The sequence below is a fragment of the Stutzerimonas stutzeri genome, from assembly GCF_051028275.1.
GTDB classification, from domain to species: domain Bacteria; phylum Pseudomonadota; class Gammaproteobacteria; order Pseudomonadales; family Pseudomonadaceae; genus Stutzerimonas; species Stutzerimonas stutzeri_AS.
This window is the reverse complement of sequence record NZ_CP069269.1, coordinates 623,867-640,209: the sequence shown is the minus strand read 5'-3', so window position 1 is coordinate 640,209 and position 16,343 is coordinate 623,867. Positions and strand designations below refer to the sequence as shown.

The 16,343-nt window shown below is 60.3% G+C and carries 15 protein-coding genes; 6 read left to right on the top strand and 9 right to left on the bottom strand.

What is annotated here, in order from left to right; genetic code table 11:
• Nucleotides 1-26: 26 nt before the first annotated feature.
• Nucleotides 27-800 carry a YdcF family protein gene (locus JQR87_RS02835; RefSeq protein ID WP_407292781.1) on the bottom strand — a complete coding sequence of 258 codons (774 nt, stop codon included), beginning with the start codon at nt 798-800 and terminating at the stop codon, nt 27-29.
• 72 nt (nt 801-872) lie between these two features.
• Nucleotides 873-1,325, bottom strand: a complete 453-nt coding sequence (locus JQR87_RS02830) for a hypothetical protein (protein ID WP_407292783.1) — start codon at nt 1,323-1,325, stop codon at nt 873-875.
• A gap of 255 nt (nt 1,326-1,580) precedes the next feature.
• Here JQR87_RS02830 and leuS point away from each other — a divergent pair, with 255 nt between their 5' ends.
• From leuS to lipA, 6 genes are all read left to right on the top strand, one after another.
• Nucleotides 1,581-4,187: a leucine--tRNA ligase gene (leuS, locus tag JQR87_RS02825; RefSeq protein WP_407292785.1), complete on the top strand. Its 2,607-nt coding sequence runs from the start codon at nt 1,581-1,583 to the stop codon at nt 4,185-4,187.
• A gap of 42 nt (nt 4,188-4,229) precedes the next feature.
• Nucleotides 4,230-4,835, top strand: coding sequence for an LPS assembly lipoprotein LptE (lptE, locus tag JQR87_RS02820; protein WP_407292787.1), 606 nt, complete (start codon nt 4,230-4,232; stop codon nt 4,833-4,835).
• A gap of 40 nt (nt 4,836-4,875) precedes the next feature.
• Nucleotides 4,876-5,904: a DNA polymerase III subunit delta gene (gene holA / locus JQR87_RS02815; protein ID WP_407292789.1), complete on the top strand. Its 1,029-nt coding sequence runs from the start codon at nt 4,876-4,878 to the stop codon at nt 5,902-5,904.
• A 131-nt stretch (nt 5,905-6,035) separates the two neighbouring features.
• Nucleotides 6,036-6,194 (top strand): alternative ribosome rescue factor ArfA, encoded by a 159-nt coding sequence (gene arfA, locus JQR87_RS02810; protein ID WP_407292791.1) that lies wholly within the window; start codon nt 6,036-6,038, stop codon nt 6,192-6,194.
• A 60-nt stretch (nt 6,195-6,254) separates the two neighbouring features.
• Entirely contained in the window at nt 6,255-7,556 is a 1,302-nt protein-coding gene (locus tag JQR87_RS02805; protein ID WP_407292793.1) for a lytic murein transglycosylase, read from the top strand.
• 274 nt (nt 7,557-7,830) lie between these two features.
• Nucleotides 7,831-8,883, top strand: coding sequence for a lipoyl synthase (lipA, locus tag JQR87_RS02800; RefSeq protein ID WP_407292795.1), 1,053 nt, complete (start codon nt 7,831-7,833; stop codon nt 8,881-8,883).
• A 91-nt stretch (nt 8,884-8,974) separates the two neighbouring features.
• Here lipA and lipB read toward each other — a convergent pair whose 3' ends face one another.
• The 7 genes from lipB to mrdA all read right to left on the bottom strand — a co-directional run bounded on the left by lipB (nt 8,975) and on the right by mrdA (nt 16,327).
• The gene (gene lipB, locus JQR87_RS02795; RefSeq protein ID WP_407292797.1) at nt 8,975-9,634 is read right to left on the bottom strand and encodes a lipoyl(octanoyl) transferase LipB; all 660 of its coding nucleotides are present in this window, start codon (nt 9,632-9,634) and stop codon (nt 8,975-8,977) included.
• A gap of 61 nt (nt 9,635-9,695) precedes the next feature.
• Nucleotides 9,696-9,980, bottom strand: coding sequence for a DUF493 domain-containing protein (locus JQR87_RS02790; RefSeq protein ID WP_407292799.1), 285 nt, complete (start codon nt 9,978-9,980; stop codon nt 9,696-9,698).
• A 61-nt stretch (nt 9,981-10,041) separates the two neighbouring features.
• The gene (locus tag JQR87_RS02785) at nt 10,042-11,199 is read right to left on the bottom strand and encodes a D-alanyl-D-alanine carboxypeptidase family protein (RefSeq protein ID WP_407292801.1); all 1,158 of its coding nucleotides are present in this window, start codon (nt 11,197-11,199) and stop codon (nt 10,042-10,044) included.
• A 73-nt stretch (nt 11,200-11,272) separates the two neighbouring features.
• Nucleotides 11,273-12,268, bottom strand: a complete 996-nt coding sequence (locus JQR87_RS02780) for a septal ring lytic transglycosylase RlpA family protein (RefSeq protein WP_407292803.1) — start codon at nt 12,266-12,268, stop codon at nt 11,273-11,275.
• Nucleotides 12,265-13,248 (bottom strand): lytic murein transglycosylase B, encoded by a 984-nt coding sequence (gene mltB / locus JQR87_RS02775; protein WP_407297847.1) that lies wholly within the window; start codon nt 13,246-13,248, stop codon nt 12,265-12,267. Before mltB ends, JQR87_RS02780 begins: the two co-directional genes overlap by 4 nt.
• Before the next feature lie 47 nt (nt 13,249-13,295).
• Entirely contained in the window at nt 13,296-14,441 is a 1,146-nt protein-coding gene (gene rodA / locus JQR87_RS02770) for a rod shape-determining protein RodA (protein ID WP_407292805.1), read from the bottom strand.
• Entirely contained in the window at nt 14,438-16,327 is a 1,890-nt protein-coding gene (gene mrdA, locus JQR87_RS02765; protein ID WP_407292807.1) for a penicillin-binding protein 2, read from the bottom strand. Before mrdA ends, rodA begins: the two co-directional genes overlap by 4 nt.
• Nucleotides 16,328-16,343 lie beyond the last annotated feature (16 nt).

The following is a 16,343-nucleotide window of genomic DNA, read 5'->3' as shown; positions in this document are numbered from 1 at the left end:
CACGCCTACCTACAGCCAACACACCGCTATTTGGAATCCCCGTCATAAAGCAGTGGGTAAACCAGCATGCCCACTGCTTCGTTGAGCAGCATGCCGTTCTGCCAGACGGCCTTCGCCTCGGGCAACCAGCCGCCAAAAGGTCGCCCGTTTGGAACACCCAGGAAGCCTACCGGGGCAGCGATAACTTCCAATCCCACCTCCTCGAAACACCAGCGGGACCGTGGCATGTGCGATGCAGAGGTCACCAGCACGACACGCTCAACACCCGCCGCCTTGAGCATCTCAGCGCTGTAGCGCGCATTTTCCCAAGTGGTCCGGCTGCGTTCTTCGAGCCACTGGGTCTGTGTGTTGAAATCATGTTCCAGCGCCTCGGCAGCCAGTAACGCTTCGCTCGGCGGTTCGCCGTAGTGCAGCCCACCACTTGCAAGGATCGGCAGACCTGATGCCTTTGCCAATCGAGATGCGTAACGCAGCCGCTCAAGCGCAATATGGCTGGGCTGATCTGAACTCCAGGCGGGGTCAGCCTGTTCTCGACCAGCCCCCAGCACGACGATCGCTTGCGCACGCTCCGCAAGACCGTTCCACTCCGAACGATCCAGCGCCACTTCGCTTTCAATCGTCCGTGCCGCCCATTCGACCGTTACCGGCAAAGTCATCAGCCACAATCCGCCGAACCCAAGTACGAAACAGAGCGCAGCCAGCCGTGGCGAGCGACGCCGCAACCACCAGGCAAGGAGTAATAGCAACAACAGCCCACCGGGCGGAAGTAGCAACTGTTTGAAGAAATAGCGTATCGGCATTGGCGGCTCCGGTTGATCGGCCGCTGCCACTTTACCTGCCGAGGCGTCCGTTTGTCGGCACTGCTGATATGTTCAATGCTTAGGGTAGGTGTGCAAGCGTTGTCGGGCACGAAGCAACTGCGAACCACAAGCCGAGCACGCGACCGCCCCGGCACCCTCCGGCCAACCAACGCTGGCGCCACAGAGCGCACACGTCATCGATTGCTGCAGCGCAGGCGGGCTCTGTTTGCAGCGTTTGGCAGGATGATGCCGCAATACATTGCGCAAGGCGGGTCGCGTCGCCTGCCTGACCAGCTGTGCCTGCTCCTCGGCAGCCGCATGCCAGCCGGAAAGCCATTGCGAATCCTGTTGCAGATAGGCACGGATCAGGTCGAACTCTGCGGGCGTTAGTCCGCCCACCTCTAGCTCGGCCATTGCGCCCGACTCGTCATTGGGCGCCCGCTCGGCCTCCTCCAGTGCCAGAGTCAACCGCTGTAGCACACGCCCGTACAGGTTACCTTCTTGCGCTTGGCGCTCTTTGCTCATGATTAACCTCGTATTCGTCCCGCCCCCACTACCAGCGTAGCTCAGCCTCGGACATCCACGCTGCGCACGACAAACGGGCCGCTCAGTGCTGGCAAATCGGGTTTCCCTCGGTTGCGGAGGGTCATGTATGCTACGGCGCTTCCATGCGTCCGTATCCAACCCGTTGTGCCGCTGTTTCTGTCAGGCCTGAAGCCGGCGATGCGGCAGCCCGGGTTGTCACGCGAACAGCCAGCCCCCATTCCAACGCCAGTAGCCATGCACGAACAGTATCAGCCCCGCGAAATCGAAGCCGCCGCGCAATCCCACTGGGATTCGCAGAAATCCTTTGAAGTAAGCGAACAGCCAGGCAAGGACACCTTCTATTGTCTGTCGATGTTCCCCTACCCCAGCGGCAAGCTGCATATGGGGCACGTGCGCAACTACACCATCGGCGATGTGATTGCCCGCTACCAGCGTATGCAGGGCAAGAACGTGCTGCAGCCCATGGGCTGGGACGCGTTCGGCATGCCGGCGGAAAACGCGGCGATGAAGAATAAGGTCGCGCCGGCCAGGTGGACCTACGAAAACATCGACTACATGCGCACCCAACTCAAGAGCCTGGGCCTGGCAGTCGACTGGACGCGCGAAGTCACTACCTGCAAGCCGGACTACTACCGTTGGGAGCAGTGGCTGTTCACCCGCCTGTATGAAAAGGGCGTGATCTATCGCAAGAACGGCACCGTCAACTGGGACCCTGTGGACCAGACCGTACTGGCCAACGAGCAAGTCATCGACGGCCGTGGCTGGCGCTCCGGCGCGCTGATCGAAAAGCGCGAAATCCCCATGTACTACTTCAAAATCACCGCCTACGCGGATGAACTGCTGGAGAGTCTGGACGAGCTGGACGGCTGGCCGGAACAGGTCAAGACCATGCAGCGCAACTGGATCGGCAAGTCGCGCGGGATGGAGATCAGCTTCCCCTACGACGTCGCCAGCATCGGTAGCGAAGGCGTGATGAAGGTCTTCACCACCCGCCCGGACACCCTGATGGGCGCCACTTATGTCGCGGTGGCGGCCGAACATCCGCTGGCCACCCTCGCCGCCCAGAACAATCCCGACCTGCAGGCGTTCATCGACGAATGCAAGCGCGGCGGCGTCGCTGAAGCCGATATCGCCACCCAGGAAAAGAAAGGACTTGCCACCGCACTGAAGGTACAGCACCCGCTCACTGGCGAGCTGCTGCCGGTATGGGTCGCAAACTATGTGCTGATGAATTACGGCGAAGGTGCCGTGATGGCTGTTCCGGCCCACGATGAACGCGACTTCGCCTTTGCGACAAAGTACGAGCTGCCAATCAAGCCTGTAGTACGCACCAGCGCGGGTGACCAGACGCCCGCGCCCTGGAACGATGCCTATGGCGAACACGGTGAACTGATCAATTCCGGCGACTACGATGGCCTGGATTTTGATGGTGCGTTCGATGCCATGGAAGCGGCATTGCAGCGCAAAGGCCTCGGCCAGGCCCGCACTCAGTTCCGCCTGCGCGACTGGGGTATCAGCCGCCAGCGTTACTGGGGCTGCCCAATTCCAATCATTCATTGCCAAACCTGTGGCGACGTTCCGGTGCCGGAAGACCAATTGCCGGTTGTGCTGCCCGAAGACGTAGTCCCTGACGGCGCCGGCTCGCCGCTGGCCCGTATGCCGGAGTTCTATGACTGCAGCTGCCCGAAGTGCGGCGCCGCAGCCAAGCGCGAAACCGACACCATGGACACCTTTGTCGAGTCGTCCTGGTACTTCGCTCGCTATGCCTCGCCCCATTACGACCAAGGCATGGTCGATCCAGCAGCGGCCAACCACTGGCTGCCAGTGGATCAATACATCGGCGGCATCGAGCACGCCATCCTGCACCTGCTCTACGCGCGCTTTTTCCACAAACTGATGCGCGACGAAGGCCTTGTCAGCTCCAACGAGCCGTTCAAGAACTTGCTGACCCAGGGTATGGTCATTGCCGAAACCTACTACCGCACCCTGGAAAACGGCGGCAAGGACTGGTTCAACCCGGCCGACGTCATCGTCGAGCGCGACGCCAAAGCCAAGGTGATTGGTGCCAAGCTGGCCAGCGACGGTCTGCCGGTGGAAATCGGCGGCACCGAGAAGATGTCCAAATCGAAGAACAACGGCGTCGACCCGCAAGCCATGATTGACACATACGGCGCCGACACCTGCCGCCTGTTCATGATGTTCGCCTCGCCGCCGGACATGAGCCTCGAATGGTCGGACTCCGGTGTGGAGGGCGCGAGCCGTTTCCTGCGCCGCGTCTGGCGTCTGGCGCACGCCCATGTCAGCGCCGGCCGGGCTGGCAAGCTGGATGTCGCCAGCCTCGACGACGAGCAGAAAGCCGTTCGGCGCGCGATTCACCTGGCAATCAAGCAGGCAAGCCAGGACGTAGGGCAGCACCACAAGTTCAACACCGCCATTGCTCAGGTCATGACGCTGATGAACGTGCTGGAAAAGGCTGCAACCAGCAGCGATCAGGATCGTGCATTGATGCAGGAAGGGCTGGAAACCGTCGCCCTGCTGCTCGCACCAATCACGCCGCACATCTGCCATGAACTCTGGCAACAACTGGGCAACAGCGGCTCGATCATCGATGCACAGTGGCCGGTGGTCGACGAAGCGGCACTGGTTCAGGACAACCTGACGCTGGTAGTGCAGGTCAACGGCAAGCTGCGCGGACAGATTGAAGTACCGGCCAGCGCTTCGCGCGAAGAAGTCGAAGCCAGCGCACGTGCAAATGAAAACGTGGTGCGTTTCACCGAAGGCCTTACGATTCGCAAAGTCATCGTGGTGCCAGGCAAGCTGGTCAATATCGTCGCTAACTGATTGGTCTTGGCGCACGCGCCAAGGCTGGCAAGGGGAAACAACATGGTTAAACGCAATCTCGTGGTGGTCGGCCTGGCCGTGCTGCTGAGCGCCTGCGGATTTCAGCTTCGCGGAACGGGTGATACGAGCTTCGCCCTGAACGAGATCGACCTGCAAGCGCGCAACAGCTATGGCGAAACTGCCCAGGAGCTCGAAGAACTGCTCAAGGACAACGGCGTCAGGGTCCACTCGGGCGCTCGCTACACCTTGGATCTGGTACGCGAACATACTCGTCAGCGTACCGCGAGCTATACCACTGCGGCGCGCACGGCCGAATATCAGCTGACCCATGTGCTCGATTACGAGATTCGTGGCCCCCAGAACACCGTATTGATGCAGGATCGCGTTGAGGCTTCGAAAGTTTACGTACATGACAGCAGCAACCTGATCAGCTCTGATCAGGAGGCACTTCAGCTACGCCGAGAACTGCGCCGTGAGGTGCTTCAGCAGCTGAGCATGCGCTTGCGTAATGTCACGCCTGCAGAGCTCGACCAGCTGCAACAGACGGCCGAAGCGAAGAAGCGAGCCGAAGCCGAGGCGATCGAAGCACAGATGCGCGAGCAGGCCGCGCAACCGCTTCAGTCGCCTATCGAACTGCCCGCCCAGTAACGACCGGGGAGCCTGCTGACACAGGCTCCCGAACCCGCCAATGAAGTTACCTCCCGCCCAGCTCGCCAAACACCTGCAAGGCCCGCTCGCGCCGGTCTATGTGGTCAGTGGAGACGAGCATCTACTCTGCCAGGAAGCCTGCGATGCTATCCGTGGGGCCTGCCGCCAGCAGCATTTCAGCGAACGCCAAGTACTCAACGTAGAAACCGGATTCGATTGGGGTCAGCTTATCGAAGCCGGGGCCAGCCTTTCGCTGTTTGCCGAAAAACGTCTGCTGGAGCTGCGCATCCCCAGTGGCAAGCCGGGCGACAAGGGCGCCGCAGCGCTGATGGACTACCTCGCACGCCCTGCCGAAGACACCGTCCTGTTGATCAGCCTTCCCAAGCTTGATGGCAACACGCAAAAGACCAAATGGGCCAAGGCGTTGATTGACGGTAAACAGGTGCAGTTCCTGCAGATCTGGCCGATCGATGCGCAGCAGCTTCCCCAATGGATCCGCCAGCGTCTGGCCCAAGCCGGTCTTGCGGCGGACCAGGAGGCCGTGGAGCTGATCGCGGCAAGGGTCGAGGGCAACCTGCTGGCCGCTGCACAGGAGATCGAAAAGCTCAAGCTGCTTGCAGAAGCGGGTCAGGTAACCACCGAAACCGTGCAGGCTGCGGTCGCCGATAGCGCACGCTACGATGTTTTTGGACTCATTGATGCCGCATTACTTGGCCAGGCGGGGCACGTCCTGCAGATACTTACAGGCCTGCGCGGCGAGGGCGTCGAGGCCCCGGTAATCCTCTGGGCCGTAGCGCGCGAGATTCGCCAACTGGCGAACATCGCCCAGCAATACAGTCAAGGCGTGCCCCTTGACCGCGCCTTCAGCCAGGCGCGCCCGCCGGTCTGGGACAAGCGCAAGCCGCTGGTGAGCAAGGCGCTCCAACGCCACGATGCAACCGGCTGGCAACGCATTCTGATGAACGCTCAGCACATCGACGAGCAGATCAAGGGTCAGGCTGAAGGCGACCCATGGGTCGGATTGTCCAATCTCTGTCTTCAGCTGAGCGGGCAGAGAATCCGTCTGTAGCCACCGCTAGACGACGATAACCGGGTCTTGGAGCGACGCCCCCGTGCTTTCACTCAAGCAGCACATCTGGACATTATTCGTACAAGACTTATGATGCCGTCGCCTGACGACAGGCACTCAGGAGTTAGAAGATGACCAAGCAACGAAAGCGGCCGAACAAGGCCAAATCACTGGTGGCGCAACCGAAGTTCCGCAGTCACTTGGAACAGCCGAAGAAAGGCAAAGGCAGCTACCGCCGTGAAGCCTCCCAGTCCAACAACTGGGAGGCTTCGGTCCTTCTGGCGGCTTGAAAAGCGAAGCCATCCAAAGCGTGATAATGTCACCTGCCGATGACAAGCCGAGAGTGGTGCATGCTTTACACCTTCGTTCCCGTTCTGCTGCTTCGCACCCTGATTGCCGGATCAGCTCTGAGCATCATGGTCGCGTGCGCTGCCGAACCAGTCTCGCAGACTACCCAGGCAGCCCCCAGCCAGCCAATCCCTACCGTCACCCAGGTCGTCTCCGCAGACAAGCCATCCGAAGCCGAGCCTGTACACCAGAGCTTCGAAGCGTGGCGCGAGGCGTTTCGTAGCGAAGCGCTTGAGGCCGGAATCACGGCCACTGTGTTTGACCGCGCCTTTGAAGGTGTTGCCCCCGATCCAAGCATCGTTGCTGCTGATCGCAGCCAGCCCGAATTCACTCGCCCGGTCTGGCAATACCTGGACGGCGCCCTATCGAAACAACGCGTAGATCGCGGCCAGCGCCTGCTGAATCAACATCAGGCAACGCTGGAAGGCATTGAGGCGCGCTACGGCGTCGATCGGAACACACTGGTAGCCATCTGGGGCCTGGAAAGCAGCTATGGGCAGATAATGGGCGACAAGGGCGTCATTCGCTCCCTCGCCACACTGGCTCATGAGGGCCGTCGGCCGGGGTTCGCCAAAAGCCAATTGCTGGCGGCGCTGGAGATCCTGCAGCAGGGCGATGTAAGTGCCGATCAGCTGCGTGGGTCCTGGGCCGGCGCGATGGGCCAAACCCAGTTTATCCCGACCACCTACAATACGCATGCAGTGGATTTTGACGGCGATGGCCGCCGAAACATCTGGAGCAGCGCCGCCGACGCTCTTGCATCGGCGGCGCACTATTTGCAGGCCTCAGGGTGGCAAGCTGGGCAGCCGTGGGGCTTTGAAGTCGAGCTTAAGGAAGGATTCGACTACGCACAGGCTGACAGCAGTATCCGTAGATCGGTAGCCGAATGGCGCCGCTTGGGCGTATCAGGAATCCCTGCCGGCGTGGACGAGGCGAGCGCAAGCCTCTTGCTGCCCGCTGGCTATCGCGGCCCTGCCTTCTTGGTCCTCGACAATTTTCGTTCGATCCTTCGCTACAACAACTCCTCATCCTATGCGCTGGCCATCGGGCTGCTGTCCGAACGTTTCGATGGGGCCGGCACCGTTCGCGCCAGTTGGCCAAGAGGTGAGCAGCCCTTGAGCCGCTCGGAGCGCCTCGAGCTACAGGAACGGCTTGCAAACCAGGGCTTCGACCCCGGCACCGCTGACGGCATCATCGGTGCGAACACACGCAACGCAATCCGTGGTTTCCAGCAGCAGTTGGGCTGGCCCGCTGACGGCCACCCAACCCAGGAGTTACTGGGACGGCTGCGCGCCGAGCCCTAGCGAGCGTGACGAAACGTATAACCATCCCCTGTTCTGCCCCAGCCCACGGCACCCATTGCCGTTTGGCTGGGCGAACAGCTCGATGTGGGCCGAACCACAGCAGGTGACGGGTAAAGAACAGCCGCGCGATCCATCCGGACGACGCTCCGCGCAGCGATCCCGATACCCACGACTGGCATCGCCAGCCGGACTGAACGGTCACCGCCTGTGATAAACTGCCCAGCGGCCGAAAGCCGCCTCGTCCCCGGAGCCTCTAGCGGAGCCCAGATTGCCGATGACCGATAACTCCCAGCCCAAAATCGTCTCCAGCGGCGAAAAATTCCGCACTAGCCAGGGCATCACCGCGATCAAAGACGGGCAAAAGCGCCGCGCCTCAAGCGAACCCCAGGTGTTTGAACCGAAGCCCAAGTGGCTGCGGGTCAAGGCGCCCAGCGGCAGCCGCTTCGAAGCCGTCAAGCGCAATGTCGGCGAACACCGTCTTAGCACCGTGTGCCAAGAGTCTCACTGCCCGAACATGGGCGAATGCTGGTCCAATGGCACTGCCACAATCATGCTGATGGGCTCGGTGTGTACCCGCGCCTGCCGCTTCTGCGCGGTGGATACCGGCAACCCCAACGGCTGGCTGGATCATGAGGAGCCGCAAAACACCGCCAAATCAGTCGAGCTGATGGCGCTGCGCTATATCGTGCTGACTTCGGTGGACCGTGACGATCTGGACGACGGCGGCGCCGCACATTACGCCGCCTGCGTACGCGCCATCAAGGAGCGCACCCCGCAGGTGGTAGTGGAAGCGCTGACCCCGGACTTCGACGGTGATCTGCAAGCCATCGAACGCGTGGCGGACTCTGGTCTGGAAGTCTTCGCGCAGAACGTCGAGACGGTCAAGCGTCTCACCCATGTAGTACGTGACCCCCGCGCTGGCTATGAGAAGACGTTGCGCGTGCTCGAGCACGCCAAGCGCCATCGCCCGGACATGCTGACCAAGACCAGCCTGATGCTGGGCTTGGGCGAAAGCGACGAGGAAGTGCTGGAAACCATGGATGACCTGCGAGCCATCGGCGTGGATATCCTGACGTTAGGCCAGTATCTGCAACCGACTCGCAACCACCTGCCGGTCAAGCGTTGGGTCAGTCCAGAAGAATTTAACCGCTTCCGGGATATCGGCCTGGAAAAAGGGTTCATGGAAGTCGCAGCAGGCCCGTTGGTGCGCTCCAGCTACCGAGCCGACCGGGTGTTCGAGAAGAACAACCTGGGCCTGGCCGCTCCGGTGCCGGTACCAGGACAACCGTTCGACAGTGCCCTGATTCCCGCCCTCAATCTGAGCTGATCGAGGCCGTCCAACGCCTGCTCCTGGCCTCGTCGGGTGCAGGCGTTTCATTTACCGCCATGCCTCGCCGCCAGCCCAGCGCTCGTTGCAACTAGCAGTCTAATACTTGGCCGGTCAGCGTCTGCTGCTGCGCGTAGCCCAGGTGCTTACCTAGTTGTTCAGCCAAGCGCGCACTGACCTCGGCGAACGCTATCGGCTCAGCGACCAGATCGGCCAACTGGGTCATGTTCATACCGGCATAGCCGCACGGATTGATTCGCCCGAAGGGCTCCAGGTCCATATCCACATTGAGCGCCAGGCCATGAAAAGAGCGCCCGTTACGAATGCGCAGCCCGAGTGACGCTATTTTTGCACCATCGACATACACCCCAGGCGCTTCTGGTTTAGCTGAAGCCTGTACATCGTAGCTGGCAAGCAGGTCGATCAGGCTTTGCTCGATTCGGCTGACCAGCTCACGAACACCGAAGCCCAACCGACGGACATCCAGCATCAGGTAGCACACCAGCTGCCCCGGGCCATGGTAGGTCACTTGCCCGCCTCGATCAGCCTGTACTACTGGAATATCGCCAGGCAACAGCAGATGCTCTGGTTTGCCGGCCTGCCCCTGGGTAAACACCCGAGGATGCTGCAGCAGCCAGATCTCGTCGACAGTGTCCGGCCCCCGTTCATTGGTGAAGCGCTGCATGGCTTGCCAGGCGATCGGATAGTCCACCAGACCGAGCTCACGCACCGCCAGCAGCGAGGCACTCATGACCGAGCACCCACCCATGCAGAATCGACCAAAACATGTGCGACGGTGGCTTGCGGGCTCATCACAACACCATGTGCACGCGCCCGGTAGCACGCAGGTCGACGTGGATCGCTTGCAATTGGTCAACGCTGGTAGCGGTGATCAGCACCTGCACGGACAGAAACCGCCCGTTACGACTGTCACGGGTCACAAGGGTGGTTTCGTCGAAATCCGGCGCATGTCGCCGGATCACTTCCACCACCGTATCGATGAAGCCCTCGCCTGCATCTCCGATCACCTTGATCGGATAGCGCTCGCACGGAAATTCGATTTTCGGTGGCTGTGTTTCGCTTTTGGTATCAGTCATGGCAACGGACTCATGATCCGCAAGGGCGGCCAGGCGTTGTGCCTGGACGCGCTCCAGAGGTTCAGTTGAAAAGATTGAAGAAGAACAGCTGAATGCTATCCCACAGACGACTGAACAGCCCACCCTCTTCAACGGCCTGCAAAGCGATGAGATCGGTACTCTGCAATACCTGGCCATCGAGAGTGACCTCGACCTTGCCTACGACATCACCTTGCTGAATGGGCGCCATCAGCTCTGGTTGGAAGCTGAGGCTGGCTTGAAGCTTTTCCATTTGCCCACGCGGCAGAGTCATGGTCAGGTCGTTTGCGAGCCCAGCGCTCACCTGGTCTTGCTGGCCTTTCCAGACGCGGGCCGTCGCAAGCTCCACACCCTTCTGATAGAAGGTGCGAGTCTCGAAAAAGCGGAAGCCGTACGTGAGCAACTTCTGCGTTTCAGCTGCACGTGCCTGCTCACTATTGGTACCGAACACCGCCGTGATCAAACGCATGTCATCACGAACAGCAGAAGCTACCAGGCAATATCCGGCCTCTTCGGTGTGCCCCGTTTTCAGGCCGTCTACAGTCTTGTCACGCCACAGCAGAAGATTGCGGTTGGGTTGCTTGATGTTGTTCCAGAAGAACTCTTTCTGCGCATAGATCCCGTAATGGGCGGGGTCTTCGTGGATGATGGCGCGGGCCAGCTTGGCCATGTCCGCTGCAGAAGAATAGTGATCCGGATGCGGAAGCCCCGTGGCGTTCATGAAGTGGGTATTGGTCATACCCAGTCGCTGGGCCGTGCTGTTCATAAGATCGGCGAACGCGTCTTCACTGCCGGCGATATGCTCAGCCATAGCGACACTGGCATCGTTGCCAGACTGGATGATGATGCCATGTAACAGGTCGTCCACCGAAACCTGAGTATTGACCTGAATGAACATCCGTGAGCCACCGGTACGCCAGGCTTTTTCGCTCACGGTGACCATGTCGCTTTCGGAGATCTGGCCCTTCTTGATCTCCAGAGTGGCGATGTAGGCCGTCATCAGCTTGGTCAGGCTGGCAGGTGGTAGACGCTCGTCACCAGCGCTCTCGACCAGTATCTTTCCGCTGGCCGCATCCATCAGTACGTAGGATTTGGCGGCAAGCTGTGGTGGCGACGGAATGATCGGCTCGGCCCAGGCGGCCGGCGCCACGGCCAGCACGGTGAGAAGGAACAGGCGGTGCACGAAGGTCGTGATAGTCATTGCGCTCTCAGAAATGGTGTGTGGCAAAAACGGTTGTCAATCAGCGTCGCGTGTCATTCAGCAAGATGAAACTTCAGTCGCCTCGCACCCGTCGGGGATTACCGAGATTGGCGAGACGAACGCTCTGCTCCAGTTTCGCGGCTTCATCCGCGGAGTCGATAGGTCCAAGACGAACTCGGTGGAGGATCTGCTCCTGATGCACGACCGAGCTGACGAACACCGGTGCAGCGGTCATGCTGCTGAGCTTGTCTCTCAGTAGCTGAGCCGCATCAGGGTTGGCAAAAGCACCGACCTGCAGGTAGACCCCGGCGCCGGATGCGGCAGGACTGCCCACAGCCGCAACTTCCATCGGCACGGTAGCGCCTGCGTGCTGCGCTGGAGGCGGCGTGTACTGCTCGACAGGTTGTGCCATTGCCGCGGCAGCAGGCTTCTGGGCGACCTTTTGCGGCTGTGCCAGCACCATCGGCGCCGGCCTACCCCGCTCGGCCCACCACTGCTCCGGATCGATGCCCTCGACCTTCACCCGCGCCGTTCCGGTTTCTGCATAACCCAGTCTTTTAGCCGCCGCGAAGGAAAGATCGATGATCCGATCGGAATAGAAGGGTCCGCGGTCATTGACCCGCAGCACCACGGTCTTGCCGTTGTCTAGGTTGGTCACCCGAACATAGCTGGGGAGCGGCAGCGTTTTGTGCGCCGCGCTCATACCGTACAAGTCGTATTTTTCGCCGTTTGCGGTGGGTTGGCCATGAAACTTGGTCCCATACCAGGACGCCGTTCCGGTCTCCCGGTAATTACGCCCGTCGCCGATCGGGTAATAGGTTTTGCCGAGCACGGTGTAGGGGTTCGCCTTGAACGGCCCATAATGCGGCGTAGGCGTCGCGTCCGGAATGCTTGAGACGTCCACATCCCACCAAGGCGCGCCGTCCTTGTGTGGCCGCGCGTAATCTTCCGGGCCACTGATGCCTGCGCTTTTTTTAGTCGGGGCCGGGGCCTGCGAAGGCGTGGGCGCTGACGAGCACCCGACCACCAGCAGAGCGACCGCCGCTATCGCCAGCGAACGATAGGTCATTGTGCCCCCCGCGCCTGGGCCAGCTGCTCGGCGAGTTGGTGCACTGCCATGGCATACATCACGCTACGGTTGTACCGGGTGATGACATAGAAGTTGGGCAAGCCGACCCAGTACTCGTCACCTTCGGCTCCCTCGAGACGAAACGCGGTTACTGCCGTATCCTCCGCCAGCTTCGGTTCGGTTTGCCATTGCCAACCCAATTCGCGCAGCTCAGCGGCAGTCTTGACCGGCTCAAGCCCCTCGGTCAGCCCTTCGCTGTGTCGATCTCCGCTGATCGTCGCCCGTGCGACAACTGGCGCAGCAGCCACCCACCCGTGCTGCTTGAAGTAATTGGCAGCGCTGCCTATCGCATCGACCGGGTTCTTCCAGATGTCGATATGGCCGTCCCCATCGAAATCCACGGCATAGGCCCGGAAACTGCTCGGCATGAATTGAGGCAGCCCCATCGCTCCGGCATAGGAGCCGGTTAGCGTCAGAGGATCGACCTGTTCTTCACGGGCCAGCAGCAAGAATTCCTTAAGCTGCTGTCGAAAGAATGGCTGGCGTGGCGGGTAATCGAAACCCAGTGTGGACAGTGCATCGATTACCCGGTAGTTGCCGGTGTTGCGGCCATAGAAGGTTTCTACGCCAATGATGGCGACGATCACCTCCGCTGGAACGCCAAATTCCTGCTCGGCGCGCGCGAGTGCTGCCTCGTTCTCGCGCCAGAAGTCTACGCCTTGAGCGATGCGCGAGTCGGTAATGAAGATAGGCCGGTATTCCTTCCACGCCTTGACGCGCTCCGCTGGCCGCGAGATCGCGTCGAGAATGACCTGCTTGCGCTCTGCCTGCGCCAGCACATCGGTCAGCTGCTCGCTTGCAAATCCGTAATCCTGCGTCATCTCGCGAACGAAATCGGCAACTTTTTCCCCCTCGTAATCGGCTGCAAGAGCCGCCGGAGCATTACCGAACGCTGCAAAGATACCTGCTCCACAGAGCATTCTTGTCAACCAGCCACGACGAAATGAGCTCAAGAAATTCTCTCTAGTCAAACCTGCGCAATCCACTTGCGATGGGTGTGGATCGACATCAAAACCCCGAACCCTGATAGCAGGGTTACCAATGAAGTGCCACCAAAACTGATAAAGGGCAACGGCACTCCAACTACAGGCAGCAGCCCACTGACCATGCCGATGTTGATGAACACATAGACGAAGAATGTCATCGTCAGCGCACCGGCCAGCAACTTGCCAAACAGCGTCTGCGCCTGAACCGTGATCACCAGCCCACGCGCGATCAACATCAGGTAAACCAGCAGCAGAAGACAGACGCCAACCAGGCCGAACTCTTCGGCCAGGACCGCAATGATAAAGTCCGTATGGCTTTCGGGCAAAAAATCGAGATGAGACTGGGTGCCGAGCAGCCAACCCTTGCCAAACACACCGCCCGAACCAATCGCCGCCTTCGACTGGATGATATTCCAGCCGGTTCCCAGCGGGTCGCTCTCAGGGTCGAGAAAGGTATGCACCCGTTGTTTCTGATAGTTATGCAGCACGAAATACCACATCGCCACGGCGATGGGCACCAACGCAGCGACCGCACTCAGAATCCACCGCCAGCGCAGCCCGGCAATAAACAACACGAACGCGCCAGAGACCAGCACGAGCAGCGAGGTGCCGAGATCCGGTTGCTTCAGGATCAACACGAAAGGCGTGAGGATCAGGCCCAAACTGATCATGGTGTGCTTGATGCTCGGTGGTAACGCACGTGCAGAGAGATACCAGGCGATCGTCATTGGCATGATGATTTTCATGAACTCGGACGGCTGGAAGCGGATCACCCCCGGTATGCTGATCCAGCGGGTGGCCCCCATGGCCGTGTACCCGACGAATTCCACCGCCACCAGCAGCGCGACGACAGCCAGATAACCAAGCGGGACCCAGCGCGCCATGAACCTCGGCTCGAGCTGAGCGATCACCAGCATGGCGCCCAAGCCGATCCCGTAGGAGGATGCCTGTTTCAGCAGTAGATCGACGTTCTTGCCACCGGCGGAATAAAGGACGAACAAGCTGCCTGTCGCCAATAGCAGCAACAGCAACAGCAACCACCCATCGATATGCATGCGCTGCAGCAGCGATGCCCGACGCCTCATCACGTCCGTCGTCGACAGCGTGCGATCAAATGTTCCACTCATTGCTTGGGGGCCTCGGCGGTCAGGGCTGGTGCGTACTCGGCCTTCAGCTCGCCCGCTTCGTTCAATAGCCAGGCATCCATGACCTGCTTTGCAACCGGGGCAGCAACACCGGAGCCGGACTCTCCGTTCTCGACCATTACAGCCACCGCAATCTGAGGATCGTGAACCGGCGCAAAAGCGACAAACAACGCATGGTCACGGTGACGTTCGGCGAGCTTGCCGCTGTCGTATTTTTCGCCCTGCTTGATGGCCACGACCTGCGCAGTACCGCTTTTACCGGCGATGCGGTAAGCGGCGGTATCGCCAACTTTTTTCGCTGTTCCACGGGCGCCGTGCAGCACTTGCACCATCCCGTCGATCGATGCATCCCAGTAACTGGGGTCGCGAAGCTGAATGTCCGGCATCGGTTGCGGATCGACAGGCTTTTCGCCCTCGATGCTTTTGGCCAGGTGCGGTCTGATCCACTTGCCGTGAGTCGCCATGAGCGCGGTTGCCTGGGCCAGCTGCAACGGAGTGGCCTGCATATAGCCCTGCCCGATGCCAAGAATGACCGTTTCGCCGGGATACCAGGCCTGACGATAACGCGACCGCTTCCAGTCGCGCGACGGCATCAAGCCAGCCGTTTCTTCAAACATGTCCAATGCAACACGCTGGCCGAGCCCAAAGCGACTCATGTAGTCATGCATTCGGTCGATGCCCATTTTATGGGCAAGATCGTAAAAATACGTGTCATTCGACCGCATGATGGCGATTTCTAGATCCACCCAGCCGTCGCCACCGCGATTCCAGTTACGGTACTTGTGCTTGACGTTAGGCAACTGAAAGAAGCCGGGGTCGAAAACACGGCTGTTTTCGGTGACTACACCGGTATCCAGGCCAGCCACCGCCATCATGGGTTTGATGGTCGACCCCGGCGGGTAGAGCCCGCGCAGGACACGGTTGAACAGTGGACGGTCTATGGAATCGCGAAGCTCCCCGTAGTCCTTGAAGCTGATACCGGTTACGAAGAGGTTGGGGTCGAAGCTAGGCTGACTGACCATCGCTAGCACTTCGCCGGTTTTCGGCTGCAATGCGACGACCGCACCACGGCGGCCACCCAATGCTGCCTCGGCGGCTTGCTGCAGCTCGAGATCGAGTGTCAGGGTCAAGTCCTTGCCAGGGATCGGATCGGTGCGCTTGAGTACCCGCAACACGCGCCCACGCGCGTTGGTTTCTACTTCTTCGTACCCTACCTGGCCGTGCAGCGAATCCTCGTAGAAGCGCTCGATGCCCGTCTTGCCGATATGGTGGGTACCGCTGTAATTCACCGGGTCAAGCTGCTTGAGTTCAGCCTCGTTGATCCGGCCAACGTACCCCACCGAATGAGCGAAATGCTCACCCTCGGGATAATGCCGGACCAGCTGGGCCGCGACCTCGACGCCCGGCAGACGGAACTGATCGACAGCAATCCGCGCAATCTGCTCTTCCGACAGCTCATACATGATCGGCACCGGCTCGAATGGCCTGCGCCCCTGAAGCACCCGTTTCTCGAATAGCTCGCGCTCTTCGCTCGAAAGCTCCAGAACCTCCACCACCGCGTCGAGCGTCTTGCGCCAGTCGCCGGCGCGCTCGCGCGTCACGGTCAGACTGAAGCTCGGCCGGTTATCGGCAATGATCTTGCCGCTGCGATCAAAGATCAGCCCCCGGGTGGGCGGTATGGGCTGCACATGGACCCGGTTGTTTTCCGAAAGCGTTGAATGATGCTCGTACTGAATGACCTGAAGGTAATACAGACGCGCAACCAGCACGCCGATCAGCAGCAAGACAAGAATCCCGCCCACGATTACGCGCTGACGCACCAGGCGGGCGTCTTTTTCATGGTCCTTGAGGGGAATCGGCTGGGACATCTTCGGTCTGGCTGTA